The following is a 26247-nucleotide window of genomic DNA, read 5'->3' on the forward strand; positions in this document are numbered from 1 at the left end:
GGCATAGCTTCCAAGGTTTGAATTGGAGCTTGTGCCTGCATATTTCTCTTTCTTACCGCCACTACGGGCTGCATATTCCCATTCTGCCTCTGTGGGAAGACGATAGGATTTGCCAGTTCTGCTGTTGAGCTTTTGAATGAAGTTATGGACATCATTCCAGGAAACAGTCTCTACGGGGCATGTATCGCCGCAGGATGAAAAACGTGAAGGGTTATTCCCCATGATGGCCTTCCACTGTCCCTGGCTCACCTCATATTTGCTTATGGAGAAATCAGAGACGCAGACATTGTGGACGGGCTTTTCATTGGTGCTGCCGGAGGTATCCCCCATGTCGAAACAGCCGCCTTTGACGAAGACAAATTCCATACCGGTTACGGGGTCAGTAAATACCTTGGCTTTGCCGCCAGCCAAAAGCTCCCAGTCAAGATTACCCTGTATACCCCTTGGGAAGTCCTGCAACACGTTCCAGTATATCTTCTTGCCCTTGCCGGGTTTGGTTTTCGGGAAGTCCCCTTCAAAGTGAAGGTCTTTGTTATCGAGTGTTTTGCCGTCAATAGTACTGGTGAGCGTCAAGTCTTCTTCCTCCTGTGTATCGGAGACGACCTCAAACTCCCACACAGCCCTGTTACCTTCCTGCCTGGCGACAGCGTTCTCTACACTTGCGGCAAAGGAGGATGAAAAGAAGGTTAATAAAATTGTCAGCACAGAGATGAACATACGCGAATAACATGACAATTTGTTGCTGTTCTGAAAGCCCCTATCTGGCATCAATAACCTCATATGCAATGATGGTATCTTCGCAATAATCCGCGATTTCTGAGTATCGTTTAAAGAATGCGGTGAAGTCTACCGGCTTCAGAGCGGTGAATATACTGGCGAATGCGCGGTTATGTGCAGGGTCCATGGCAACGATAAAGAATGCCTCGGTGTCCCGTGAATGATTCGGGAGTGTGTGCATAATGAGTTCTGTCCGGGAATTTATATCTGGATAGATAAATTTTCTGCCTGCATTTAAAGCGTTTTCCTTGTCGTGGTCGTTGGGGTAAAACATAACCACTTTATCATCAGCGGTAATATTGAAGATTGCGATAAGCGCTGCTCGTGCTGTATTTACCTCAATAAATGCCTTTTCACCGTTTTTGTAGATGGAACTGTTTGCTTTAGCATTAAGACCGATTGGTTTTATTTTCAATTCGGGTGTTGACACATCAGCTGCAATCTTAACCCTGTATTCCGGTATCGGCGGGGTTGACGGGTCTTTCTGATACTGGGTAAGCGGCAGCCATTCCGCCTTTTCTTTTACAATGAATCCCTTTGCGTATGTCTTAATGAATTCAGCGGTGAGGGCCATATTGGTGACGAGGGTACTGGAAGTAACACTCACGCCTGCCGCCTGCTCAATCGCTGATGATCGCGCCCGCTGGAGCGCAATCAACTGGCACTGCTCAGCGCTCATGCCTACGATGGCACAGGAACCTTCTGCCGCTATACTTTTGACAAGCCTTTCAGCATGGGCCATGCTCAGGCATATAAAGAAAAATAGACAATGTGAAACAGATAATAATATCAATAACCTTCGTGTATTGAGCATTCAATCCCCCTATTTTACCCATTTTATAGAACAATTATCGTCATATTAATATGACCAGTCAAGTTTTAAATTTTGCACGCCTAACCCTTCAAAAGATGAGATTCCCGTCGTCAGTATTGACTTTCCAGAGATTGCAGCAATTGCTCTAATTGCTTATAAAGGGGTTGGCCCGACCCCAATAGAATCGGATGGATTTCCAATTACCACCTTACTGCCCGCCCGCTGCATTTTTTTGTTCGGTGTTCTGATGATTGTCTACTCAGCGACCACATTTTGTCCCAACCAATGCGATTACTTTTTGGCAAGCCAAGGCAGTTTCGCCACTTGGTAGTCAGCGAACTCGCTTACGAATCTCTCCGCCCAAAGGGCCGCCTGCTCAACAGCATGCCCAAGCTCACTGTCCAGATAGGTCAATTTATGCCAGTGTTTATGCTTTGCATAGGCGTCCTCGAACATCCAAGTGGCACCTTCCCCTTCTTCCTGTAGAACCACCGTCACGCACTCTGCCGCCTTTGTCACATGAGGAATTTCATAGAGGTGTCCAGATGCCTCGGTATTCTCGATCAATACAAACTTAGAGGAAAGGGCATACCGCATTACCTTCTGGATGATACTCTCACCTGTTTTATCTGGTTGCTCTTTGATGATGTACGTATAGTAACCGAGTTCCTGTAGCTTGGATTCAATCCTCTTCAGTCGAGCCAGCGCAGGTCCAGCGTCCTTCCCAAGGACTAGAACCGAATCCGAGTTCTCCAAGATAGAATCCGCACGGTGCCACACCAAATCGAAGGCTGACTTGACCGACTCCACGACTGACTTGGGCTGAGTGCTCCGTGGGAGCCTAATTTGCCACCGTACGAAGATGTGAACGTCTTCGTCATCCCTTATTGGATTCACGAAAGGATGACCCTCGTTGGCAAGGCGACGGACAGCGCGCTCCATGGCCTCAGCGAAAGCATAAGCTGAAAACTTATGCTCCCAATATTTGGTGTAAAGATGCTCTTGAATCTCGCAGACAAGGAATTCACCTTCTCGTGACACAGTTGTCTCCGGAAAGTAGTCGTCCAGCACCCATATATGGATATCTTCGGGCATGGCCTCTAAGTTCAGTCGCTCTAACTCCTTAACGCCGATAGTATCGTCATTTTCCCCACGGAATTTCTCCCACTCGTCTGCCGCTTCTGCAGCCTCGTGCCTGAATTCCTCGTGCTCGTCAGAATTCACTTCTGCCCCCTTTGAGACTATGGTCTCTGCTACCGAACGTGGGCATCAGCGGAAACCCGTAGTTTAGGCAATCCGCTGCATGCCATGGTTAGGTGCCCAGATGAAAAACAATGAAATATTTGCCGTAATTCGACTGAATATATCTATAATTCTTTTAGTAAGATAGGCTACCTGTAATGTTATCTGGAGTCATTGGAAAGTCAGTAATCCTGTCTCCTTCCCGGCTCATCCGTTTCCTCTCTGAAGCGCCAATACCGCTCACCGTTAATCCAGACGACAATGTCTTCGGAAATATTTTTGAATTCAGAGAGAACCTCCCCTGATATCGCCAAATTCCCGCGGTCATTCTCATAGACAAAGGACCCACCAAACTTCTCCTGGATTTCCCAGACCGCGGTTTCTTGATAGAGAATCTGCTCCAGGTTAAGTTCACCAAGCATCCATTTAGCCACCTCTAATGCTGTTGCCTTCATGATACTTTCTCCTTGTTGTCAGTTGCCGGAACCGTCAGGGCATCTTCAGGAAAATGCCCGTCTTCCAGTCTGCTGCCACTGAACCATTTGCATGTGCAGTGGCTTTTGTCCATCAATAGGTCACGCACGGTCATTTTGGGACCTCCAAATTTTAGTTGTACGATGTCAACTTCTTTTGTGCTTGTTCATTTTTATCTCCTTTCAACAATAAAGGTTTTGTAAAAAGATTCTGATCTTTTTTCACAAAACTCTTTTAATTCCAAACTATTATTTCAAAATAGCTTGTCTCCCCCTACCGAAATAGGGTTTTTATGTGTTTGCGAGACCATAAAGGAGACAAGCCCAACATGCCCAAAATAGCCCGTTTCATCATCTGGATATGCTCTAAATTCACCAAGAGTGAAATAGAACAAATTGTTTCCGGCCTTGCGGATAGCGGATATTCTCCAGAACCGCAATCCGGAAGTGAAACCAAAAGACGACTTCCAAGAGAAGTACCCCAATTACAGAAACTTTGCTGTTCCGCCCCTGCCGCCCCTGACGGAGCCTCCACAGAAGGCTCAACCTCTTCAAAAGAACTACAAGAAACTCCTTGCAGAATATGAGCAGGTCCACAGCAAACCTCTTGTTCCCGTACGATATCGGGCCGGCTCTGTTCGTGTGCCTGACCTCGTGGTATGCCCCTGCTGTAATGCTCCCCATCAGTACATTTACTACAACGACGGGAAGAAAAGGACCCAGCTTCTCTGCAAGGTCTGCGGGCAGCTCTTTCAGGCAGACAGGCGGTTCCAAAGAAAGACAAAATATTACTGTCCCTACTGTCACCATGCACTGTTTACGTGGAAGGAAAGGAAAGAGGTCGCCATCTACAAATGCCGCAATAATAATTGTGAGTACCGGATGCGGAAGATGAACAAACTCAACGAGCGGGAAAAGGAATTGGTAAAAATACGGAGTTCACAGTTCAAGCTTGCCTATCAGTACCGGGAGTATCATTTTGCACTTTACGATCTTACCCATTCTACGCCGGAGGATCAGTCCCTCAATCTCACAAGAACCCACAACGGCCCTAACATCCTTGGCCTTATCCTCGCCTTCTACGTCTCCTTTGCGCTTTCTGCCAGGAAGACCGCCCTTGTCTTGCGATCGGTATTTGGCATCTCCATTTCCCACCAGACAGTCCTGAACTATGCTGCTGCAGCTGCCTTCTACTGTCATAGGTTCAACTTGAAGCATAAAGGGTCCATCGATCTTATAAGCGCAGGCGATGAGGCCTATATAAAGATTATGGGTAAACATCGCTATGTCTTCTTTTTCATCTCATCGGAGAATCTGAAGATCACCGCATACCATGTAGCCGACAGTAGGGAACCGCTTCCTGCGATCATCGCTATGAACGAGGCGATCCGCACGGCAGAGCCGGGACAGACAATAATTCTTGTCACCGATGGCAACCCGTCATATCCTGCGGGGATACACTACCTGAACGAACAGAGAGGAAAAGATGCGTCGCTTACTCACAAGAAGGTGATAGGACTCCAGAACTTAGACAGCGAGTCGGAAGCCTACCGGGTTTTCAAGCAGCTTATTGAAAGACTGAACAGGACCTTTAAACATCATGTAAGGCCCTCGCACGGGTTTAACAGCCTCAATGGTGCGATATCACTCGTCACGCTATTTGTCACCCATTACAACTTCTTGAGGCCTCACATGTCTTTGAATTGGAAAACACCCATTCACATGCCGGAACTGGAAGGGGTCAACACCATCCAGGGCAGGTGGCAGAAAATACTTTCCCTTGCTGCCTGAAGGGTAACTTCTCTTCGATTGTCAAAGAACAATAAAAAAACCTGCCGTTTCTCTATCTCGTTGCGGACATAAAACTCAGTTTATGTGCATGTTTGGCACATCGCATTGCGTCCGACTTCTTATGAATTCCTCTAAACATACTTGATGTTCCTGTTTTCATATCTCACATACTTCTTTTCATGAAACTTTTGACAATATCTTTAAATGGTGTTTGTAAGAATGTTTGAAATTGCGTTTTTTTCGGATAAACCTACTGAAGATTTTGCTTATGTATTACTTATTTGCAAATTTGTTCAATTATTTTTGCACTTTTTCTCCACTCCCAGGGAGGGGTCGGGTTTGATTGCTTCCAAAGTCCTTTTCGTTCCTTTCGCGCCCGTTGCTCAGCGTTGTAGAACTCCGAGACATAAGGTTTGTCGACGTATTGCATATACGCCCAGGCATATCCCGATTCAACCATTTCAAGGTTGATATTGCGTCCGTCGAGAAAAACATAGCCGACAACCCTGCCGAGACGGTCTCTTGTAAAACCAGGGATGCGAGCTTATCTTCCGCTTCCGGTCCGTATTCCTGGTTTTTTTCCGGTGAGTCTATGCCTCTCATGCGGACCGGGACGAAACCGGTCTTACGATACTTTGAATCGAGAGGATATCGGTTTCGGTCATCGGGGACAACATGAATGGTGTCGCCATCTGTGATTCTTATTACCTTTCCCGTAAAATCTGACGGATTAGCAGCATATACCGCCAAAGGGTATATGAAAACTACAAGGATGGCTGTTATGAAACCCCTCTGGAATATTTCTGAAACATTTTTTTGTTTACTCATGAGCCAACCTCCCTCTGTATGTTTCAATCATTTGAATTTGTATTACTTCTCGATGTTCAAGGAAGTAATACATTTCATAAGATGAAAATTTGTTTTCACATAAAAAAAAGGAGGAAATTATGCTCAAATGGTATTACGAAGTCCTGAAAAATTATACGGGTTTTAGCGGAAGAGCAAGTCGGAAAGAGTTTTGGTATTTCACCTTGTTCAACGCCATCATCACCATTGTACTTGGCGTCTTAGACCTTGTAACAGGCAGTTACCTGACCGAATCCGGTATCTGGTTTTTGAGTGGCGGTTATGCCCTGGCCTTATTAATGCCAAGCATAGCCGTATCGATCCGGAGACTTCATGACACTGACCGCAGCGGATGGTGGGTGCTTTTTTCTCTGGTTCCCCTCATTGGTATTATTGTGTTTTATGTCTTCATGGCGCAAGACAGCGAACCCGGCGAAAATCAATATGGACCGAACCCAAAGAAAGTCGGCTTGCCCCCTGACAAGTGAACTTCCGTTATCACAACTGCCGTCATTTTACTATGGCCAAACAACAATTATTGATTCCACATCATTCAACGCTGATTATATGCTTGATAAACTTCATTAAAAGAAGGAAAGTAAAGTATGGCAAAAAGAATACTCGTTATTGCGGAAAAGCCCTCTGCGGCAAGGGATATCGCAAATGGCCTCGCAGACAATTTCAAAAAGAAAGAGGGGTATCTGGAAGGGTCCAGATATATTGTTGCGTGGGCGAGAGGACATCTTGTTACTCCCAAAAACCCCGATGCTTACGGAGTCCAGTGGAAGAAATGGGATCTCGATACGCTTCCGATAATCCCGGAGAAATTTCAGTATGAAGTAATAAGAGCAACCACAGGTTTATTTAAAGTTCTCAAAAAGCTTATCAACGATCCCGATGTGGAAAGCATAGTAAACTGTGGTGATAGCGGAAGAGAGGGCGAGCTAATCCAACGCCTTATTTATATCATGGCAGGTAATAAAAAACCCGTTAAGAGGATGTGGACATCCGAGGCGTTAACGCCTGATGCAGTAAAGCGTGCTTTTGCCAACCTGAAAGATGCCGGGGAATATGACCGCCTGTTTAACAGCGCTATCGCAAGGCAGCATGCAGACTGGCTTGTTGGAATGACAAACACCCGGGCATTTTCCGTAAAGTACGGCGGGTTCAAAAATGTGTATTCTATCGGAAGGGTTCAGACAGCGACCCTTCGAATCATAGTTGACAGGGAAAAAGAAATACTGAATTTTAAGCCTGAAAACTACTGGCTCGTAAGGGCTAAGTTTAAACACAAAAGCGGTCAGTATGAGGGCCTTTGGTTTAATGCAAAAAATCATCCGGAAGAAAAAGAGGTTTCGCCCCGGCCCCCCGCAAAAGATAGTCCCGAGGATAAGATATCATCCAGGGTTTCGACAGAGAAGCTTGCAAAAGAGATCATTGATCGCGTTAATGGCAAAAAAGGGGTTGTGCAGTCTATTACCAAAAAATCAAAAGAAGACCCTGCGCCATTGTTGTTTTCCCTGTCTGTTCTTCAGCAGGAGGCGAATAAGCATTTTGGTTTCTTTGCAGAAAAAACCCTCAGCGTGGCCCAGTCACTCTATGAGAAAAAGGTTATCACCTATCCGAGAACCAGCAGCCAGCACCTCGGTGAAGAATTTGACAAAGATGCAAGCAAGATACTGGACAAGCTTTCTTCATCCGGACAGATAAATTTCGACATCAGAAAATGTACAGTTAACAAGAAAAACAAGAAGGTATTTGATTCATCGAAACTCGCTGATCACCATGCATTAATTCCTACGGGGCTTACTGCCGGTTTATCGCCTGATGAGCAGAAACTTTACAACCTTATTTGTACAAGGTTCATCGCTGCTTTTTATCCTACATTCAAATATACCACCACAACCGTTGTTACCCTTGTCGGAGCCGATACCTTTGAATCGAAAGGCAAGATAGTTCTTGACCCGGGCTGGAAAGCGGTATACGGATCCAAAGATCAGGACAAGATTATCCCGGATTTACTTAACAACGACCCTGTTGCCACAATAGGCGCGCATACCGAAGCAAAACAGACTACTCCCCCTGCACGGTACAACGATGGCACCTTAATCAATGCCATGACAAATGCCCAGAGGTTTATAACCGATGCAGCACTCAAAAAAATACTGAAGGAAACTGCGGGGCTCGGCACAGAAGCTACCAGATCAAATATTATCGACACAATAATCCATCGCTTTTATGTAAAACGTGAAGGCAAGCAGTTTGTTCCTACTGATAAAGGAATATTCCTTATTGATACACTTCTCGATGACCCCATTGCAAATATCGGCAATACGGCACTCTGGGAACAGACACTTGATGACATCGCCGCAGGAAAAGTGGCATCATCCAATGAGTTTATGGAAAGCATAAAAAAATACATTACGGGATTTGTTAAAAAGATCAGAGGTGCCAGCGCCGGTACTCCTGCTAAATCACAAAACAATAACTATTCAACAGATGCTTCTCCTGTTGGAAACGGAAACGCCCCGACAGGGCAGGATAGCATTGGTTCCTGTCCCGAATGTGGTAAAGATATTATTGAAACCGCAAAAGGATATTCCTGTTCGGGATACTCCAATGGCTGTAAATTTGTAATATGGAAAGATTCCCTTAAGAGACTCGGCGGGAGAGAGGTTACCGCATCCCAGGCAAGAAAACTTCTCAACAATGAGACTATAAAATTATCCGGACTCACTTCTAAAGCTGGTAAAAAATACGATGCTGGCGGCAAACTTAACAAACACATACAGTATGGATGGCAGATAGGCATTATCTTCGACAACAATGGCTATTCCAACAACAGCAGTTCTTAAAAAGGTGGCAGCAATGGCAAAAGAAAAAAAAGTGAGAAGACCAGTACTCAACGAAGTTCCCTTAAGTTCCACCATGAAACCTATGACTGTGAATATCACGATGAGCCCCGGGCAATGGGATGGATTTCTCAAAGCAGCTTATGACAGCGGAGATAATTTAATTGAAGTGGAAAACGAGTTTCCGGTCAGAGCATACCGGAAACTCCCTGACGCATAATATATGGAACATCATCGTTTGTTGAGATTTGCAAGGGAGATGCAAGGAAAAAAACAAAGAGCAGTTGCGCAGGCAGCTTGTATTACACAGCAATCTGTCAACGCCTATGAGCATGGATACGCTTCTCTTTCCGTGGATACCCTGAAGAAGATTGCAGTAACAATTGGCTTGAATCCAGAGTATCTTTCTGATCCAACCGTTAACCCTTTCAAGTCGGACGAATTGATAAAAATGGAACTGCCCGAGAGGTACATAAATTCTGGGATAGATTTCGAGATTTTTTATTTTTTAGCAACGAATAACAAAAGACTTAGAATAATATTTTTATATTCGATGTCAACGAAATCAAAACAACTGTTACGCGGCACAATATTTGGAAACCCCGTTTGGGCAATAGCCTGCCAAGACACAGATGGTAATATTTTTCTTTTTAAACGTAAAAAAAGATTAATGGGCCCTGTTTTGGGGGACCAGGAGTTACGGATTGAGATTGTCAAATATAGAAGCGCCAATAAATTGATATTAATCGAAGACAAGGAGATTGGCGATAAGCTTCTAACAAAAATCAGTGACTGGACGATAACGAAGAGTGACCTGGAAGGTATATTTTCTGTTGATGATGATATTCTCTTGGATGAATTAGATACGTTAGTAATTAAAACAATGAGGAATAAAAGGATAGGTCATCGCAAAATGTTAGAAATTATTGAAAATTGTGATTCCTCCATCCTCATGAAAGATTTGCCAGAAGGATCTGACCCTCAAGAATGACCCTGTGCAATCATCGGGAGTACTCCTTTACCGGGACACGGACGGGACATGTCATAAGACAGTTAACGGGAGAACTTAAAAGAGTGCGTGCGGCTATATACTGATAAGAGCGTTTTGCACCATGAGGAAAAGAGGTTTTACTACTCTAATTCCACAAAGAAAACCTCTACGTGTAAAATCCGGTCAACCTCGAACACCTCCTTTACGTTGCCCTGTAATCGATTTAATTGAAGATAGATAGCTTTATACTCCTTCCGTTTAACTTTGTTTGTGTTTCCGGGCACTCCATATTTTTTCACATCAGAAATTTAAAAAACTCTGTGAGGTATGTAAGCACAAATGCGATTGCGTAGAATAATATCGCAACAATGATATTCGTTTTCTTCCTCACGACCATATATACAAATATAACCAGTGACAGGAACGCGAGGATTTTAAGAAGCGACCCGTGAAGAAAACCTTCGAAGAGCATATTAATAAATCCATCATACCCCTTGATATTGTCGGGATTAAAAAACTCGTTAAACGGCTTCACCGTGCTCCCCCTCTGACTCTGCCTGATGGGATACCTCGGGAAAGATCAGTTTCACGTAGGGATCCGGGACATTCGGTACCATACACTTGTAGTAATCCCCTTCCCTTCTGAGATAGAAGTATCTCTTTTTAAGACGCAGTACCCTCTCCTTGAGGATAACCCGTTCGGTTTCCTCCCTTGATGATACACTCATGTTACCGCCGCCGGTGTTGACAACCTTTCTCCAAACAGTAACCAACGGCGATGATTCTTCTATAAATCGTGCCGTCCTCTCATCGTTTTCGTGCATAAAGACCCATGTATTGATATTATCCATGATGCTCTGTGTTGTATTCTCGCCGACAACTTCATCCATAGACGCCATGCTCTGTGTAAAGAAGTGCAGATATACGTTGGCCGCCCTACCCTTACTGAACATCTCTTCTATTCCGTTGTAAAGTATGTTATGCCCCTCGTCCATATAGACCGATAGAGGGGTTTCGAATACCCTTCCCGATGCAAGCACCCTTCCTAACGTACTCTGAATCATTGACATGAGAATCCTCGCAATAACAGAAGCGGTCTTTCTGGCAAGAAGGCTGCCTGTATTGCATATTAGAATAACCCTTTTGCCTTCTTCAAGCCTCTTGATGAATTCATTTTTGTAGGTCTTGCCGATGATCTGCCCGGTTGTTGACGATGTTAACAGCGCAAGGACAGTTCCCAGCGATGATGATACCTTTGAGAAAAACTCCTGGGGATACTGAGTGATGTGGGAGACTGCTGTCAGCGCATCATCTATCATGTTTCTCACTTTTATATCAGGATTATTTCTGAGCATTTTCAGGCTTTCGACAAAATCGAGCATCGCCTTATACGTAATCCTTTCTTTTACATCCGACAGGTTGATAAGCGGTTTTTCACCTTTTGCCAGGAATTTCGCGATGAGTCCCGTAATGATGACCGTCGTGATATTGGTCGCAATATTCTCGAAGAATTCTTCTTTTGAGCGGATACCCGAGACGATATGGTGAATCAGTTCATCAGGGATATAATAATATGCCAAGGGGTCGATCTTGACCGATGCATCGGGATAGATAGGCGATATGAACATCAATTCATCGAGACGACCCGATTCAGCAGCAGACTGTATTACCGTGGCGATAAGGTTGTCATCACCTTTGGGGTCGAACAGGACGACACTCTTGCCGGACAGGATATCCTGATATATGAGATGCGCCATAAATCGCGTTTTCCCTGCTCCGGTCGTGCCGAAACATCCGAAATGCCCTCCCCGGAGGTTGTCTGGAAGATACTGCCCCCCTAACTTGGAAAAGTTCTGTTGAATCGGTAGTTTTACCCCATCGCCCAGGTACAGACCCTTTTGATGCTGCGGCAGTATCTTGCCCTGTTCATTGAGATTATAAAGTTCGGAAAGATCACTGGGCGAGGCTTTCATTTGTCTCCTTTTTTGCTCATTATCTTGTAAGAGTATTACTGAAAAAGAGATATTACTGTCAGGGTTTGATGGAAACAGCCATCATAGCAAGCGCTTAATGGTCAGAGGATGTCATTGCATACAATAGCAGCTTTCACTCCGCAATGCGCAGAAATGACCAGCGTGAAAGCTAAATTTACCAATTATTTAGAGCACCTACAAACAAAGCATATGGCCTTTTGGCGCTGATAGTGGATAGCTGCAAGAAATGTTGGCTTTATGAACAGCATCATGGGTGAAGACTTATCGTTTTTTTGTCAATATCTCGAACTTCTGTTCCGGCGTGAAAATTCTTTTTTTGGCTTTTTGTGTGTTTCGTTCATTATCCATTACCCTCCTACGCATAATTTTATCGCCAAAGTGCTCTCACGAAAATATTGTATTTTGTCCAATATCATAAAAAACAGGTCAGTCAATCGATCAATCGAAAAAGTGATTATAAACCGTTTATAGTTATCACTAAACAGTTTGCGATATCATTAGCGAAAATGTTGTTCCGCCTGAATTGGCGCATATTTCCGGCGTCCCGCAGTGCTCACAGAGACTGATGCTGCCCGGGCACAGATCCTTTTCTGTCGGCAAATAAAGGCAACGCTGACTTTTCATTAAAAGATCGAACCCATGGTGCTGCGAATAGATCTTGATTTTCAGGAGACTCAACCCTTTTCCTCCTGCTCCGAATGAGTAAGGCATTTTTGAGGCATAGAGTTCAGTCTCTCCTGTATGGTAGAGACCATCAAAAACATAACTCTGGCTTTCTTTTGTAATGCCGACGCCATAATCAGTCACATGCAGCCATGTCCGGTCGTTTTTCTTTTCTAATATGACTTTTATAAACCCTTCATCAGGGGTATTTTCAATAGCGTTTCTCAGGAGACTCTCGATGGTATCCCGTAAAACTATAAAATTTACGGGCACTTCCTCCACCCCATCTCCTCCTTCAAGTTCAATGGTAACATTCCTTGTGTCAGCGATGTGCCTTGTCTTTTCAACAATCTCCCGCGTCAGCAGGTACAGATCGGCATATCTGGGTTCTGTGGCTGGTTCCCGAAAATGTTCACCGACCCACCCATGGATAGACTGCCAATTGGCTCGTACATTATCCGGAACTTCAGAAACAGCTTCAATCCTCTCCCAGAGCCTCTCACAGTCAGCGGCAAGTGTGGTCTTTTCCATTTCCCTGGTAAGATTAAATATTTTTTCTGTTTCCTGCTGTATTTCTAAGAGCCTCCCCAGGTGCCTTTCCAGCATCTCTATGTTGCCGGACAGGGTGTTGTCGATGTTTGCAAATCGCTGGGTTTTCCGCCTGAGAAGCCGAAGGCTCCCCTGGATTACAGCAAGAGGGGTCTTGAGTTCGTGAGAAATATGATGCACAGCTTTTGTTTTGACTCTGTCCAGCCGCTCCAGTTCCAGCCTTGACTGTTCAAGGGCCCGTACGGCCCGTTTCTTGTCGGTAATATCATCCGAAACAGCAATCATTGAACCATTCCGGTTTTCAAGCGGAGCTACGCGTATCAAAACATCGATGATCGAACCGTCCTTCCGTACCCATTGCGCCTCCGATTCTCTTTTGATCATGAGGTCTTCCCGCACCCTCTCGCGCTCATCGTCGCTGAGATATAATATACGAAGGTCCTGGCCGTCGAGTTCACCATAATCGTATCCTAACATTCGGTATGCGGCATCGTTTGCCCAGCCCATGGTAAACTTGTCTATAAGTCCGATGCCGACAGGCGAAGCGGATAGAATCGCCCTTAATGTCTGTTCAGAAGCCTCAATAGCTTCCCGGGTGTGTACCCTTTCTGTTACATCCTCGCAGGTCATGATATGTTCATCCGTTTCCAGTCGAACAGGGATGAAATTTATTATTTTTCTGTTTCCGTCCTTGCTGGTAACACTGAACGTCCACGGGTTCCCTTCGCCAATCTTAAATTGCTCCAGATCCTGCTTCCACGTTGATACTACCTTGTGCCTGTATTCCGCATCAGGGTAGGCCTTTCTGAACCATTCTTTCCCGTTCGGGACATCCTTTAGCGTATACCCGAAAATCTTTTTAAACTTTGGGTTGATATAATCAAACCTGCCATCGGAGCCAATCATAACTATGCCAAAAGGTGCATCTTCAGAAAGAGCTCTGAACCTGTTCCGTTCGGCACACATGGCATCTTCCATCTGCTTATGCTCCGTGATATCGCTGAGAACCCCGACCAAACCGGCGAGTTCCCCATCTTTATTGACAAAAGTCGCCTTTCTGACAACGATGTCATGTTTTGTATTGTCAGGCATATACAGAAAACTTTCATATGCCTGGTTGCCGGGATTTTGAAATAGAGACCTGTCCCTGGAATTGTGAAAATCGGCAAGTTCACCGGGTAAAATGTCATAAACTGATTTCCCGATCAATGCTTCGCGTGCAATCCCGTGATATGCCTCAAAAGCCTTATTGCACCCTATATAAAGGCCGTGTACATCTTTGAAATAAACCGGGTTGGGGACAGTATCGATTAATGTCTGGGCAAAGCGGAGCTGTTCCTTCAGCGTTTCTTCGATCTGCTTCCGTTTTGTTACATCTTCTATCGTACCCTCGTAGTATACAATGCAGCCCCTCTCATCAAAAACTGCCCTTGCGTTGATCAGAACCCATATTTTAATGCCGTCTTTCCGGTACATCTCGGTTTCGAATCCCTCGACAATGTCATACCCCTCAAAGAGATTTTTAAATCTCACGCGGTCATCAGAGTGGACATACTGCTGGGCACTGATGCTGTTTATGCAATTTATCATCTCATCAGGAGAATCATAGCCGAGCATTACTGCCAATGAAGGATTGGCACTTACAAACCGGCCGTCCACGGTTGTCTGAAAGATGCCTTCCACGGCATTTTCAAAGATGTCGCGATACTTCTTCTCAGCCTTTTTTAAAGACTCTTCTGCGTGTTTCCGTTCGGTAATTTCACGAAAATAAGCGAGAATAGCCTCTTCATCATGATAGATAATGTTTGCAACGGAAACCTCTATATATATGACGATGCCATCCTTTTTTATGCCTTTAAACTCATACCTTGTCGGTGCCTCCTCCCCTCTTTGCCTTTTCGCCGCATAGTTCTGTACCATTTCCAGATCATCAGGATGTACGGTAAGCGACGTGGGTTTTCCAATAATATCAGCTATGGCGTCATACCCGAATATGGACGCAAAATTGCTGTTTACAAAAATGTGGATGCCGTTTCTTACGATTGAAACACCGTCATTCGAGTGTTCTATTGCTGTTCTGTAAAGTTCCTCCGATTCCTTCAGGGCCTTCTCCGATCTCTTCCTCTCTGTAATATCTGTAATGGTACCCTCATAATAAAGAATCCTTCCTTCTTTATCCTTCACTACACGGGTATTTGTCGAAATCCAGTTCAACGTGCCATCTTTCCGGTACATCATTGCTTCGAAGTTTTTTACAAAACCATTCCTTTCTAATAAACGCTTGTATTGAGCACGATGACCGGGATCAACATGAAGCTGTTTTGCTATGTCACGCACAGACGTAATGAGTTCTTCTGGAGAATTGTAGCCATGAATACGGGCAAGGGCGGCGTTGGCACTTAAAAACTGCCCTTCCGGTGTTATCTGAAAGATACCTTCTGTGGCATTGTCGAAGATATTGCGATACTTTTCTTCGCTTTTTTTCAGGGCCTCGGCTTGCATGCGGACTATCGCGTTTCCGGTGTTGGCTGCGATAATCTCCGGAGTGTTATTGCCGGTTGTGTAAATCTCATCAGTCACGCTGGCGGCAAGGTCTTTTTGAAGGATAGTCTCCTGCTCAATTGGTATTAGCTGCTGCTGCAATTCACATGTGGTGCAAATATTGTTTTTTTCATTATAATAAGCGTGTTCCAAATCATCTTCTCCCCTCAGGCGTCACAGGAATACGTAACGGTTATTTTTCTATCTTATTATTATCTACTCAAGGAGTGCTGTGTTTTGGTTGTTGCTGCAGGCCCCCCCTGCAGGCTCCTTGTAGAGTCATCAAACAAGCTGCATAAGTGTATACGAAATAGATAAAAATATGTTCTTAAATTATTGTGGTGCTAATATGGCAGCAATTACCATATTTATGTAAGTGATCGGAGATACCTACAACTGAAGATTATCGCATAACATTCTTATAAGGGTAAGAGAAAATCTACATTCAGGCTATTCATTACCGCATGAAAGCCATTATGAAAGTTAAATGCTGCCTGTGTGGATAACAGGAAGAAGCCCGGAATCCAAAGGAACAGAAAACAAGCCTTCGAAACATTGCGTATTTCAAACCGTATTCAATAAGCCCCCTCGAATGTGTATGGTGTAGATATTTGAAAGCGAGTTCACCTCGTGTCTGCCAAAAAACGATGCAGGAAGAAGTTTTATTCGCAGTCTTTCAGCATAATCATATATTTCTTATTATTTTTTTCACGTTGACATACTGTTGCCACTCATATGATATCAAGCCGGTAGGATAAGGTGTTGCTTATACCCATCAAAAAGCCACTAACCGATTAAAGTTAGTGGCTTTTTGATTGTCCCTTCCAAATGCGATCATCAAGCGAAAAAGGTTCCGGATCATCAACGGTAATCACCGGAAAATAAGTAAGAATGTTTCCTTAACTCGACCGATCTCTTGACAATAGTATCATTTAATGATACTATTAATCATGAGTAAGCGCCGGAAAATATTTGAGGCAATATTTCAGGAACCGGTACTATCAAATATTCCCTGGTCTGATATTGAGGCAATACTAACGGCACTTGGAGCACAGATAAGCGAAGGAAGAGGTTCCCGTATACGGATAGCATTAAGAGGAGTGAGAGCAACATTCCACAGACCTCATCCACAAAAAGAGACCGACCGGGGAGCTGTAAAATCTATGCGCAGATTTCTCCGGGAAGCAGGAGTAAAATATGATGACTTATAAAGGATATTTTGGAAAGGTTGAATTCGATGACGAAGCCATGTTGTTTCATGGGGAAATCATCGGTATAAGAGATGTGGTAACATTCCAGGGAAAAACCGTCGATGAAATTCAAAAAGCCTTTCATGATTCGGTAGAAGATTACCTTGATTTTTGCAGGGAGAGAGATGAAGAACCGGATAAGCCTTTTTCGGGTAAGTTTGTGGTAAGAGTTTCCCCTGAAACACATCGCAAGCTTTTTATGTCGGCAAAAAAAGCCGGACAGAGCATCAATGCTTGGCTCAACGAAAATATTGTCAGGATTGTACCATAGGATTTGTAAGGTGTTGAATGGTGAAAGTTTGCATTGTGCTTAATGTTGGCAGTAAATAATGTTGGCAGTAAATTAAGGAAAGGATATATTGTGCCCGAGATTTGCAGATTCTTTGGAATTATTATTAGGATGTTTTTTGATGAGCACGATCCTCCACATTTTCATGCTGAGTATCAGGGCATTAGGCTGTTTTTGATTTCAACGGCAATGTTATGAAGGGTACTTTAATTTCCAGGACAGCAACGAAACTCGTGAGAGAGTGGATAGACTTGCATCTCGATAAACTCAAAGAGGATTGGGAATTGGCAGGGGCGGGCAAAGAAATGAAAAAGATTGCCCCATGGGAGTAAGGAGTCAACCATGTGGAATATGAACGATGTAAAAAAAATAGAGTACAAAGGCGGTTTTGTTTATCGTATTATCTTTGATGATGGTCATAGTGGTGAAGTAGATTTTTCAGAATATCTTGGAAGAGGCCCTGTTTTTGAACTCTTGCGAGATATATCGTTTTTTAAGCAAGCCCGAATAGAAGACGGAACAATTTCCTGGCCAAATGGCACTGATATTGCTCCCGAAACCCTCTATGAAAAAATATGTCGTTGACAGCTTGTGCAGTATACGCATTTACGTCTGTCTCTTCCATCGCCGCCGGTGATTTAATCTGTTTGCACAATTCTTCCGAGATTAGCGATAAAAACGTAGAAACTTTATCCCGAGAAAAATATCTTTTGCATAAAAATGCCCATAACCACAATGTTTAGGGGGATCTGATCGGATTTAGTCAGCACCTTATTGCCGGCTTGATATGATATACCCTCTTTATAAAGGATGGTTACCATGCCTCGATATACCTTTAAAATAAATGAACTGGAATACCGGACGGTTGATGCCTCCGACCTTGAAGATGCCCTGGAAAGGGTCGGCATTGAAAAAGATGACCGTTATGAACTTGTGAAAGAGGAAGATGTCGTTAGTAATTATTAAAATTTGTATAAATTAAGTAACCCCTCAATATAGAAAGCTAAGACCCGAATCACAAAGATTTTCTCCATATACAATCACAGACGACGGATGCCCGCATCGGTAAAATCTAATACAACATAAGATACATGATAACAAACAAAACATTCAAAACAAGGAGCTAACAAATGGGCGACACCGGTATTCAGTCAGGCAAAGGAGCGGGGTATCCGGGTCTTGCCGATATGAACCCGACCAGTCTTATTCATGCACTCAGCCAGATAGAGCATCTGTCAATGGTCGAGATGGACAGCGACCTTCCACCCGAATACATCAACTCGCTTAACACACTGCATTTTACGGAGATGGGGTTCAAAGCCGCATTAACAAGTACGCTGTTTTGCTTCTCGGAATCCATCGTGACATTCATGGCGGTAAAGGGACACATTCCCATCTTTGGTTCTACCCGCCCTTCCCTTCTCGAAGAATTATATTCCTATACGATGAACCTAGCGCTGCCGCTGTCTTTTTCATTGCTTATCGGCATGATCCTTTTCAAGACGTTCAGAGGGGCAGCCACGAAAAAGGTTATCAATTCATTGCTTACCGGGTACGTGGCAAGCGTTGCCATATGGTCGGTAGTGTTTTTCCTCTTGATCAATATCATCCACTATAAACTTTTGACCCCTGAGTCAATCTCTAACATAACGTCCACATTGAACGAAGCGCTGAAAAAAGACTGGGTGTGGCCCTATGAGTGGCTTATGAAGATACGGAGTGTTCTGATTCCGTCTGCTTTGTTCGCGCTGTTTTCGAGCATAGCAAGCGTATCGGTGATAGCGTCCCTCTGGTACATCGGTTTGAGGCGATCAGAAAAATTCAGAGCTTTTATACAGGAGTGGGAATGACATTAATAACCATACTTGCGATTGTCGCCGCTGCCCTTTTCGGGTATGCCGCATGGATTATCTTTTTCAGTTCTAAAATATCAGCGGATCATCAGCGGATATCGGTTCCTCTCGAACAGCTTGCGGCTGATATCTGGCTGAAGCATAACGAGGAACACAGGAGCCTTCCTATTAAGAGCAAAGGGGTAGCCGACCTGTTTGCTTCCGGGAATTCTTCTGCAGGCAACAAGAAAAAGGCGGATTTAAAGACAGAGCCTTCCGAAACGGCTACGGCAGTTGCGGCATCAGAGACAACCGGTGACTCAAAGGTTACCAGTGATACCGATGTTACCGATGACACCAGCACTGAACCATGGTCTAAAACCTTGAAGTCTTTTCTTGACGACTGCTATTATCCGTATTTGAAAGTAATCGAGTTACAGGAGGGGGCGCTGCCGGTGATACAGACATTGCTCAATATTATCAGTCAGTACGGTTCGGCGCCATCGATTTTAGCGGGACAAACAAATGATAATGAGTCGATAGATTTGAGATCGGTGAAGGACTGTCTCGACAATGTATCATTGGAGGAACATACATACAGCGTTACCAGAAATCTTATAAGTATCCTGAAGGAAAATAACGCCGATTACGAATTGTCTGTACCAAAGGCGCTCATAACAGGACTCGCCCATGATATAGGCAAAATACCGGAATACGTGGCGAGCGGAAAATATAACACATTGAATCATTCGACGACATCTGCGGACAAACTGGCAGAACTGCTCACAGACGTTGATGTTTTTTGGAAAAAAGAAGCCATTGCCACGGTAAAAGAACACCATGAATCGAGCAAGGATCAGTTCACCTTCTATTTGAAGGAGGCAGACAGAAGGGCGCGGGAGATGGAAATTGTGAGGTACACGAGCGGGTATGATATCGTACCGTTCAAAGAGTGGTTTAGTGTCGATGAGTTTCTTGAAAGACTTTTGCCCGATATAAATATAGCGAAAGACCAGGGAAAATATAATGTGTTCTCATTCAAGGGGGTCGTCTATGCACAACATACTTATCTTTATGAGCTCGCCAGAAACCTCTGTAGTGATAAGATGGTAATAGACCTCATGTTCGTCTATAAATCAGAGCAAGAAGCGGCAACAAGGCTTGTCGTCAACCTGCTGAAGGAATCGGGGTTCATAATGGATACCCTCTATCAGAACAGGTATTTTCAATCTTTTATTATTAAGACTGCGGGACACAAGAAGAATGAACATCTAACCCCGATAAAACCTGATATAAGATTTGACATGGAAGAGATCGAAAAAAGGAAAATGGGATATCTGGAGACAATAGACGATGTGGCGCCCGAAAGTAAAAAATGAAATACCATGGCAACTTTAAGAATTTGAGCTATGGCTTACGGCTTTATCCTTATGTACCAACAGGACATTATCCTTTCGGGCTAATTCAATCATCCCCCGGGTGAACCCGCTTTTGCTGAACAGCACAAACCGGCTGGTTCTTACATCGTTGAACCAGTCTGTAAGGCGTGATTTCCTTACAAGATTCAGATAAATGTCCTCACCTACCTTTTTATTGCTCCACTTACACTCGGCAAAATAAGCTGTTTTTGTTTCTTCATCGAGAGCTATGATGTCTATCTCCTCATTTCTTGACCACCATTTGCCTATTGTTGTGTACCGCATATGCCCGTCAGACATGAGAACTCTGCATAGATCCCTGCATACGTCCTCGTAAACGCCGGAAGCATGGTGCTCGAAGGAGTCTTTTATGAGTGTCATGACATAATCGGCGTTGCCGATTTCTATTCTGCTCCTGTTGGGGAATATGTATTTGAACCAGAACGTAAAGAACTTGTCATGGAGCCTGTAGAAGCCCTGCTTGCTCTTTTCGGGGTACTTTTCTGTAGCCGGTATATCTTTCTCGACGAACCTGAGCCCTCTTAATGTGTCTATATATTTAGAGATGAGACTTTTTTCAAAACCTGTATCGTTGATGATTTCCGATAATTTTCTCTTCCCCTGGGCAATGGCTTTCAGAATCACAAAATAGTTACGTGGTTCCCGCAGTTCTTCCCGCAAGATGTATTCAACCTCATTGTAGAAAAAGCTTCCCCTGTCCAACACCAGATCTGTAATATTAGTAAAGATATCATCTTTTGCGTGGATCTTTTCCACATATGCCGGCACGGTCCCGAAAACAGAGTATATCTTCACGAGATCATCGAAGTCCCTTCCGGGAAAGAATTCTTTGAGGGCAGGAAATTCCATTTCCCTGACCTCCAGAGAGGCAGTCCTTCTCCCATAGAGAGGTGCCTTGTAAAAGAGCACTTCTTTTTCCATCATCCCGATGCTTGAACCCATGAGGACCAGGAAAAGCTTCGTTTCTTTCAAGTACTCGTCTATCCCTTTCTGGAATATCGAAGATATTGCGGGATTTGAATTGACGAGATAGGGGAACTCATCAATGACGAGAATGAGCTGCTCGGTGTTCTTTTCTTTCAGATAGGCGAAAAACTGGTACCAGTCCCTGAACCCGGCATCCCTCAGAATGGCATCATTAAAATGCTCTCCCATGGTCCGACCGAGGCTTTTAAGCTGCTCTGCCTCAGAGACGCTGTCAGCGAGAAAATATACGGCGTCTTTCCCCTTAATAAACTCCTGAATCAACCTGGTCTTGCCGATCCGGCGCCTTCCGTACACAGGGATGAACCGGAAACCGTCCTCACGATAATGCTTTTCAAGTATGGATAGCTCAGCCTTTCTGTTTACGAATTCCATCCTGCCTCCTTCAGACTTTTACTTTATTATACTTACGATTAGTATAATATAAAGTATACTATATGTTTTGTGCGGGTCAAGAAAAAAACTGAAATTGTTCTACTTGGGGTAATACCAGAATCGGAATAAGCGTTATAATAATGTTGCAATATGTGTTTGCCCCCTACCCCATAATTGAGTATTACAAAAAAACAAAGAGTTGCTGCCGACAACCTGGAAATTCTTGGCACCGTCACTGACGCAACTGCAAAACAGTTCACACAACACTTTAAGTAATCACCACAAATAATTATAGATATTGAATAATTTATGTTTATATTATGTCAATGACAGCTTTTGCGCCTCTTTGCTTCATGATAATATTTTTTATACCAACCAATTTAATACACCAATATATCGCACATTTATAGTCATTTTGCCGGTAAAAGTGGCGCTTTCGTAGATTTTGCCGATGACCATACCATCCCAACGGTAATTCGCTGTATGGGATAGACCATGAGTTTACATTGACAAAGAGCGTCTTCATGGATAGTATTTCAATACAGAACTAACATCGCGAAATAAAAAGGGGAAGAAAACAATGAGAGACAAGAGCAAGAAGGACAAAGAAAAGGGCCAGAAACAAAACTCCGATAAACAGCAACAGAAGGCAAAAAAGAAACTGGATAAACAACCTAAAAAAGCCTCTTGACGGTTTTTGCAGTTATGTGTCAACGGATTCATATGGCTCATGCCGATAAACTATCCCGGCAAGGAAAGGTTATTGTAAATTCGGCCTATGCCTGGCACCATCGAATGAAACTGGACGGATGAACAGGGAATGAGAGCGAAAAAAATAAAACATGAGAGAGCATTGACGTTAAACAAGAATTTCACACCTGTTTCTGTTGATGAAGGAGACGAGTTTTACCCTAATGGAATATTCCATTTTAACATCACGAAGATGCTCTCGTTCATTGATGATCATCGGGAAGAATTTATACATGAACGCGTTGCAGTGAAGGATTACGCAAAAGAGCATCCACATATCAATGAGGACTATATAAATTCAGCCTGTATTACCGATCCGGTAATATTGGCCGAAATAGCACCTGGGAGATATAACCTGATTGATGGGCATCACAGAATGGAAAAAGCCCGCAGATCAGGAACAGCATATCTTATGGCATACAGATTTAATATGGAACAGCATATACAATTTTTGACGTCATATGAGGCTTATGCTGCTTATGTTGGATACTGGAATGGTAAACTTAAAGATTGAAAAGAAGATGTGCCGATGGAACAAAAGAGAATAGCGTTATTTGACATAGACAATACAATCTACAATGGATATTTGATTTTCCCTTTGGCCGAGTATTTCCTCAAAGAACGTATCATCGGCAGGGATATTGTCATACCACTTTGCTTTCATACGCTAAATTATAAATAACGTAAATTACTGATATAACGTATGATATATTTATTATAGTTTATTGAAGGTCAGCGAATTAGTATCAATAGCCTGAACCAGGACTTGCACATGTACCGAGCTAAGCAGGTTGACTACGAGACAACTGTTGAGAACTTGAATATACATATTGCCGACGGCCTAAAGGGCCATCATCTAAGTTCAATTTTAAGTGTAACGGCAACCTTTCTTGAGACGAAGGAAGGAAGCAATTTTTTTCCTTTTGCAAGGCCACTCTTAGAATTATTGAAGAAAAGGTACGATATCTATCTTGTCACCGGAGAGATGCAATGCATAGGTAAAGCAGTTGCTGATTATTTTTCTGTACACGGATACATTTCAACAGAAATGGAGATTGAGAATGGTGTGTTCACCGGCAATATCAGCAAATCCCTGGCAAGAAAAGAAGGAAAGAAAGATGCGATCGAGGTTATCTTCGGCGCATATCCATACGAGAGTTCCATGGCTTTTGGTGATTCAGAGGGGGACATCGACATGCTCGATAAGACTGCAAAGGCTTTTTGCATAAATGCAACGGAAGGTCTCAACGAGGCGGCGCTCTCAATGGGATGGCATATTGTTACCCCTTTGTCTATAATTGAAACAGTAAAAAGGGTGATACAGGATTTGCAGTGATAAAAGACTTTGCATGTTGAACATTGGAACAGCATATATAATTTTTGACGTCATCCGGGGCTTATGCCGCCTATGTTGAATACTGGAACAGTAAACTGAAAGATATGAGATATAATGAGCGTTAACAAGAGATTCTATCTGGGTATCATACTGCTTGTAATAGGTCTGATCATGCCCTTTGGTATGGTCTTTGTGGCAAAAGCCGATCTTCCGATTGCTGTTAAGACTGCTATAAGCGGGATTCTGTTTTTTGGTTTTGAGATCACGGCTGTACCTGCAGTTGCAGTGATGGGTAAGGAAAACTTCGACCGTATCATGTCGAGGGTAAAGGGATGGCTGGGAAGCCTTAAGCCTGCCGGAAACATAGGAAAGATTAGGCATTGTGTTGGAATAGCGATGTTTCTCTTGCCTATTATACCAACTTATATTATGTCATACGCGCCACGATGGCTGCCTGATAATTCCCCCTGGCGTCTCTGGGTAAGTATTGTTTCTGACGCTGTATTCCTTGCAAGCCTCTTTGTTCTCGGAGGTGGCTTCTGGGATAAACTGAGGTCGCTCTTTATACGGGAGGCGCGTGCAGTCTTTCCTGAAGATGTTTCACGAAAAAGATAGTCTGGATTTATAAGGCGATCTTGCCGCTATCAACCAACCTCTTTCTCTTGAATAATCTTCTCCAATCCTTTCATCACCGCATCCGCAATAACCTGATGGCCTCTCTCATTGGGATACCTGGTATCAGATAAAGCGAGATCGGCGTTTTTCAGACCATGCTCTTCAAGATAACCTGCCCAATAGTAATGAACCGGCATCAGTTCGCAGTCCAGATCTTCAGCCACTATTCTCAAAGACCGGTAAAAGATATAAATAGCATCCATATCATGGGGATCGTCAAAGGAATGTGAAGTTGCAAGAATAACGACAGGATTGAAACGACTGCGGGCCAACCTGATCATCTGAACCATATTCTCCTGGAATTCTGAGCGGTAGACACACTGGAAAGCGTCATCTATGCCAAAATGGAAAAAGAGAATGTCAGGCTTGAAGAAATCTACGTCTTCAGAGAATGTGCCGATACCGTCAAATGTTGTTTCTCTGTATCGTGAGCGGTTGATGACTTCAATTCCTTTTGGGAAAAGATATTCTGTTATTATGTCAACATAACTTTTGGATACGCCGAAGCCGGCCGATATACTTCCCCCACGGACGAGAAGTCTCATAAGCTGCTTATTGCCTTTTGCAGCATCTCTCTCGGCCATATGTATTTGTTGTTGAGCTTCATGACGGTACCTGCCGCCCGACTGTTGCCTTTATCCATATCGATATTCGCAAGTCCTTCCTCCATTTCGCAGATGACCCTGAAATGGAAAATGAATTCGTTCATCGCTCCGAGGACTCTCCTGTCTGAAGTCTTGCACAATGTTATTTTTTCATAGTCTTTCAAAATTCTGTTTACGATTTCAGGACTGACCGATTCGGCCTGGAGGCGCTTCAGTAAATTTCTCCTGAACATGTTGCCAATCTGTTCAATATCTTTTTTAGTCTGGTTGATGACGATGAAGGAGAACAGCGTCCTTGAGTTCACGAAGACAAGGCATTTCCTTCTCTCCATAAGGAAAAGATTCACGTACCAAGGCCCGAGGATGGTAGAATCATTGTCCGGTATATACGTTTCAGGCACAATCTTCAGAAGATCGGTAATCTTTTTCGTACAGCACAGAAAGCCCAATATTTCTTTCTCCTCCCGTTGAGATTTATTGTATCATAAGAGTTGCATCAGACACATGAGAAAGAAACAACCCATAACACAAAAAACCATCCGTCAAGCGGAACGTCATTTATCCAAAGCTGACCCCATAATGAAGAAGTTGATCTCTGAACATGGTCTTTGTCCTATGGCAGATTGGGAGAATATCATCCGTTTCATCCCCTGGTAACTTCAATTATCAGCCAACAGCTTTCTGCAAAAGCCGCCGACACCATAGAAAACCGTATTGCAGAAATTGTTTCTATACCATTTCTTCCGACAGAATTATTATCAACTCCAGTAGAGTTATTGCGTGCTGCTGGTCTTTCGTGGCCGAAGGCAAGGTATATCCATGAACTGGCTCAGCGCGTGTCTGATGGCCGGTTATCATTCTCCAATCTTGAATCAGAAAAAGATGATGATGTTATTGCCGCCCTTGTTGATTGTCCAGGTATCGGCCGCTGGACCGCCGAAATGTTCCTTATTTTTGGACTCAAAAGGTTGGATGTTTTGTCGCTTGGTGATGCCGGATTACAGCGTGCAGCAAGGCTTCTTTATGGGGTTGATAAAGAAAAGGACGGATTGCTGGCGAGTGTTGCAGATCTGTGGCGACCATACCGATCAGTCGCATCATGGTATTTGTGGCAGCACCTTGGGTGATAGATAGGAGAGACCTCATTTTTTTGAATATGCAAGGACCGTAAGGTGGTTT

Annotated in this window: 27 protein-coding genes and 1 pseudogene; 16 read left to right on the forward strand and 12 right to left on the reverse strand. The window is 43.7% G+C overall.

From position 1 onward, the window contains the following. From NTX75_03205 to NTX75_03225, 5 genes are all read right to left on the reverse strand, one after another. The coding region (locus NTX75_03205; protein ID MCX5815237.1) for a formylglycine-generating enzyme family protein at positions 1-768 on the reverse strand (768 nt) is incomplete at its 3' end. Beyond that, positions 758-1591: a DUF4384 domain-containing protein gene (locus NTX75_03210; GenBank protein MCX5815238.1), complete on the reverse strand. Its 834-nt coding sequence runs from the start codon at positions 1589-1591 to the stop codon at positions 758-760. The genes NTX75_03210 and NTX75_03205, both read right to left, overlap by 11 nt. Positions 1592-1882: 291 nt before the next feature. Next, the gene (locus tag NTX75_03215) at positions 1883-2815 is read right to left on the reverse strand and encodes a hypothetical protein (protein ID MCX5815239.1); all 933 of its coding nucleotides are present in this window, start codon (positions 2813-2815) and stop codon (positions 1883-1885) included. A gap of 200 nt (positions 2816-3015) precedes the next feature. Then, the gene (locus tag NTX75_03220; GenBank protein ID MCX5815240.1) at positions 3016-3288 is read right to left on the reverse strand and encodes a hypothetical protein; all 273 of its coding nucleotides are present in this window, start codon (positions 3286-3288) and stop codon (positions 3016-3018) included. Further along, entirely contained in the window at positions 3285-3452 is a 168-nt protein-coding gene (locus tag NTX75_03225; GenBank protein MCX5815241.1) for a DUF2158 domain-containing protein, read from the reverse strand. The genes NTX75_03220 and NTX75_03225 overlap by 4 nt, the downstream gene beginning before the upstream one ends. A gap of 250 nt (positions 3453-3702) precedes the next feature. Here NTX75_03225 and NTX75_03230 point away from each other — a divergent pair, with 250 nt between their 5' ends. Further along, entirely contained in the window at positions 3703-5097 is a 1395-nt protein-coding gene (locus NTX75_03230) for a DDE-type integrase/transposase/recombinase (protein MCX5815242.1), read from the forward strand. Positions 5098-5374: 277 nt separating this feature from the next. Here the strand turns inward: NTX75_03230 and NTX75_03235 are convergent, their stop codons facing one another. Further along, entirely contained in the window at positions 5375-5569 is a 195-nt protein-coding gene (locus NTX75_03235) for a thermonuclease family protein (GenBank protein ID MCX5815243.1), read from the reverse strand. 475 nt (positions 5570-6044) lie between these two features. On the opposite strand from NTX75_03235, the gene NTX75_03240 reads away from it, so the two are divergent. The 4 genes from NTX75_03240 (at position 6045) to NTX75_03255 (ending at position 9786) form a co-directional block, all read left to right on the forward strand. Beyond that, positions 6045-6431, forward strand: a complete 387-nt coding sequence (locus NTX75_03240) for a DUF805 domain-containing protein (protein MCX5815244.1) — start codon at positions 6045-6047, stop codon at positions 6429-6431. Positions 6432-6548: 117 nt separating this feature from the next. Then, complete coding sequence (locus NTX75_03245; protein MCX5815245.1) at positions 6549-8798, forward strand: DNA topoisomerase 3; 2250 nt, start codon at positions 6549-6551, stop codon at positions 8796-8798. A gap of 13 nt (positions 8799-8811) precedes the next feature. Next, positions 8812-9015, forward strand: coding sequence for a hypothetical protein (locus NTX75_03250; GenBank protein ID MCX5815246.1), 204 nt, complete (start codon positions 8812-8814; stop codon positions 9013-9015). Positions 9016-9033: 18 nt separating this feature from the next. Continuing rightward, the gene (locus NTX75_03255; protein ID MCX5815247.1) at positions 9034-9786 is read left to right on the forward strand and encodes a helix-turn-helix transcriptional regulator; all 753 of its coding nucleotides are present in this window, start codon (positions 9034-9036) and stop codon (positions 9784-9786) included. Positions 9787-10081: 295 nt separating this feature from the next. Here the strand turns inward: NTX75_03255 and NTX75_03260 are convergent, their stop codons facing one another. From NTX75_03260 to NTX75_03270, 3 genes are all read right to left on the reverse strand, one after another. Then, positions 10082-10321: a hypothetical protein gene (locus NTX75_03260; protein MCX5815248.1), complete on the reverse strand. Its 240-nt coding sequence runs from the start codon at positions 10319-10321 to the stop codon at positions 10082-10084. Continuing rightward, a complete protein-coding gene (locus tag NTX75_03265) occupies positions 10308-11759 on the reverse strand; it encodes a TraM recognition domain-containing protein (protein MCX5815249.1) in 1452 nt (483 codons plus the stop codon). The genes NTX75_03260 and NTX75_03265 overlap by 14 nt, the downstream gene beginning before the upstream one ends. A 498-nt stretch (positions 11760-12257) precedes the next feature. Next, positions 12258-15686, reverse strand: coding sequence for a PAS domain S-box protein (locus NTX75_03270; GenBank protein ID MCX5815250.1), 3429 nt, complete (start codon positions 15684-15686; stop codon positions 12258-12260). A gap of 797 nt (positions 15687-16483) precedes the next feature. On the opposite strand from NTX75_03270, the gene NTX75_03275 reads away from it, so the two are divergent. The 7 genes and pseudogenes from NTX75_03275 to NTX75_03305 all read left to right on the forward strand — a co-directional run bounded on the left by NTX75_03275 (position 16484) and on the right by NTX75_03305 (position 20283). Then, a complete protein-coding gene (locus NTX75_03275; protein MCX5815251.1) occupies positions 16484-16744 on the forward strand; it encodes a type II toxin-antitoxin system HicA family toxin in 261 nt (86 codons plus the stop codon). Continuing rightward, positions 16731-17054, forward strand: a complete 324-nt coding sequence (locus tag NTX75_03280) for a type II toxin-antitoxin system HicB family antitoxin (GenBank protein MCX5815252.1) — start codon at positions 16731-16733, stop codon at positions 17052-17054. The genes NTX75_03275 and NTX75_03280 overlap by 14 nt, the downstream gene beginning before the upstream one ends. A 90-nt stretch (positions 17055-17144) precedes the next feature. Beyond that, positions 17145-17404, forward strand: a pseudogene (locus tag NTX75_03285) (DUF4160 domain-containing protein). Between the two features lie 19 nt (positions 17405-17423). Further along, positions 17424-17657: a DUF2442 domain-containing protein gene (locus NTX75_03290; protein MCX5815253.1), complete on the forward strand. Its 234-nt coding sequence runs from the start codon at positions 17424-17426 to the stop codon at positions 17655-17657. Positions 17658-17891: 234 nt separating this feature from the next. Beyond that, entirely contained in the window at positions 17892-18038 is a 147-nt protein-coding gene (locus NTX75_03295; protein MCX5815254.1) for a hypothetical protein, read from the forward strand. 164 nt (positions 18039-18202) lie between these two features. After that, entirely contained in the window at positions 18203-18922 is a 720-nt protein-coding gene (locus NTX75_03300; protein MCX5815255.1) for a hypothetical protein, read from the forward strand. After that, entirely contained in the window at positions 18919-20283 is a 1365-nt protein-coding gene (locus NTX75_03305; protein ID MCX5815256.1) for an HD domain-containing protein, read from the forward strand. The genes NTX75_03300 and NTX75_03305 overlap by 4 nt, the downstream gene beginning before the upstream one ends. Before the next feature lie 15 nt (positions 20284-20298). Here the strand turns inward: NTX75_03305 and NTX75_03310 are convergent, their stop codons facing one another. After that, positions 20299-21702, reverse strand: coding sequence for an ATP-binding protein (locus NTX75_03310; GenBank protein ID MCX5815257.1), 1404 nt, complete (start codon positions 21700-21702; stop codon positions 20299-20301). 820 nt (positions 21703-22522) lie between these two features. On the opposite strand from NTX75_03310, the gene NTX75_03315 reads away from it, so the two are divergent. The 3 genes from NTX75_03315 to NTX75_03325 all read left to right on the forward strand — a co-directional run bounded on the left by NTX75_03315 (position 22523) and on the right by NTX75_03325 (position 24403). Beyond that, positions 22523-22966 carry a ParB N-terminal domain-containing protein gene (locus NTX75_03315; GenBank protein MCX5815258.1) on the forward strand — a complete coding sequence of 148 codons (444 nt, stop codon included), beginning with the start codon at positions 22523-22525 and terminating at the stop codon, positions 22964-22966. 258 nt (positions 22967-23224) lie between these two features. Further along, positions 23225-23788 (forward strand): haloacid dehalogenase-like hydrolase, encoded by a 564-nt coding sequence (locus tag NTX75_03320; GenBank protein ID MCX5815259.1) that lies wholly within the window; start codon positions 23225-23227, stop codon positions 23786-23788. Between the two features lie 114 nt (positions 23789-23902). After that, positions 23903-24403: a transporter suffix domain-containing protein gene (locus NTX75_03325; protein ID MCX5815260.1), complete on the forward strand. Its 501-nt coding sequence runs from the start codon at positions 23903-23905 to the stop codon at positions 24401-24403. A 29-nt stretch (positions 24404-24432) separates the two neighbouring features. Here the strand turns inward: NTX75_03325 and NTX75_03330 are convergent, their stop codons facing one another. Then, positions 24433-25047, reverse strand: coding sequence for an SGNH/GDSL hydrolase family protein (locus NTX75_03330; GenBank protein ID MCX5815261.1), 615 nt, complete (start codon positions 25045-25047; stop codon positions 24433-24435). Continuing rightward, positions 25005-25517 (reverse strand): hypothetical protein, encoded by a 513-nt coding sequence (locus NTX75_03335; GenBank protein ID MCX5815262.1) that lies wholly within the window; start codon positions 25515-25517, stop codon positions 25005-25007. The genes NTX75_03330 and NTX75_03335 overlap by 43 nt, the downstream gene beginning before the upstream one ends. Positions 25518-25691: 174 nt before the next feature. On the opposite strand from NTX75_03335, the gene NTX75_03340 reads away from it, so the two are divergent. Continuing rightward, positions 25692-26195, forward strand: coding sequence for a DNA-3-methyladenine glycosylase 2 family protein (locus tag NTX75_03340; GenBank protein MCX5815263.1), 504 nt, complete (start codon positions 25692-25694; stop codon positions 26193-26195). Positions 26196-26247: the final 52 nt, after the last annotated feature.

The organism is Pseudomonadota bacterium, from assembly GCA_026388315.1.
Lineage (GTDB): Bacteria > Desulfobacterota > Syntrophorhabdia > Syntrophorhabdales > Syntrophorhabdaceae > MWEV01.

Excerpts from the sequence above, each read along its gene's own strand:
- NTX75_03210 (MCX5815238.1), bottom strand. The coding sequence starts at position 1,591 with ATGCTCAATACACGAAGGTTATTGATATTATTATCTGTTTCACATTGT.
- NTX75_03220 (MCX5815240.1), bottom strand. The coding sequence starts at position 3,288 with ATGAAGGCAACAGCATTAGAGGTGGCTAAATGGATGCTTGGTGAACTT.
- NTX75_03240 (MCX5815244.1), top strand. The coding sequence starts at position 6,045 with ATGCTCAAATGGTATTACGAAGTCCTGAAAAATTATACGGGTTTTAGC.
- NTX75_03245 (MCX5815245.1), top strand. The coding sequence starts at position 6,549 with ATGGCAAAAAGAATACTCGTTATTGCGGAAAAGCCCTCTGCGGCAAGG.
- NTX75_03250 (MCX5815246.1), top strand. The coding sequence starts at position 8,812 with ATGGCAAAAGAAAAAAAAGTGAGAAGACCAGTACTCAACGAAGTTCCC.
- NTX75_03265 (MCX5815249.1), bottom strand. The coding sequence starts at position 11,759 with ATGAAAGCCTCGCCCAGTGATCTTTCCGAACTTTATAATCTCAATGAA.
- NTX75_03275 (MCX5815251.1), top strand. The coding sequence starts at position 16,484 with ATGAGTAAGCGCCGGAAAATATTTGAGGCAATATTTCAGGAACCGGTA.
- NTX75_03280 (MCX5815252.1), top strand. The coding sequence starts at position 16,731 with ATGATGACTTATAAAGGATATTTTGGAAAGGTTGAATTCGATGACGAA.
- NTX75_03290 (MCX5815253.1), top strand. The coding sequence starts at position 17,424 with ATGAACGATGTAAAAAAAATAGAGTACAAAGGCGGTTTTGTTTATCGT.
- NTX75_03295 (MCX5815254.1), top strand. The coding sequence starts at position 17,892 with ATGCCTCGATATACCTTTAAAATAAATGAACTGGAATACCGGACGGTT.
- NTX75_03300 (MCX5815255.1), top strand. The coding sequence starts at position 18,203 with ATGGGCGACACCGGTATTCAGTCAGGCAAAGGAGCGGGGTATCCGGGT.
- NTX75_03305 (MCX5815256.1), top strand. The coding sequence starts at position 18,919 with ATGACATTAATAACCATACTTGCGATTGTCGCCGCTGCCCTTTTCGGG.
- NTX75_03310 (MCX5815257.1), bottom strand. The coding sequence starts at position 21,702 with ATGGAATTCGTAAACAGAAAGGCTGAGCTATCCATACTTGAAAAGCAT.
- NTX75_03315 (MCX5815258.1), top strand. The coding sequence starts at position 22,523 with ATGAGAGCGAAAAAAATAAAACATGAGAGAGCATTGACGTTAAACAAG.
- NTX75_03320 (MCX5815259.1), top strand. The coding sequence starts at position 23,225 with ATGTACCGAGCTAAGCAGGTTGACTACGAGACAACTGTTGAGAACTTG.
- NTX75_03325 (MCX5815260.1), top strand. The coding sequence starts at position 23,903 with ATGAGCGTTAACAAGAGATTCTATCTGGGTATCATACTGCTTGTAATA.
- NTX75_03330 (MCX5815261.1), bottom strand. The coding sequence starts at position 25,047 with ATGGCCGAGAGAGATGCTGCAAAAGGCAATAAGCAGCTTATGAGACTT.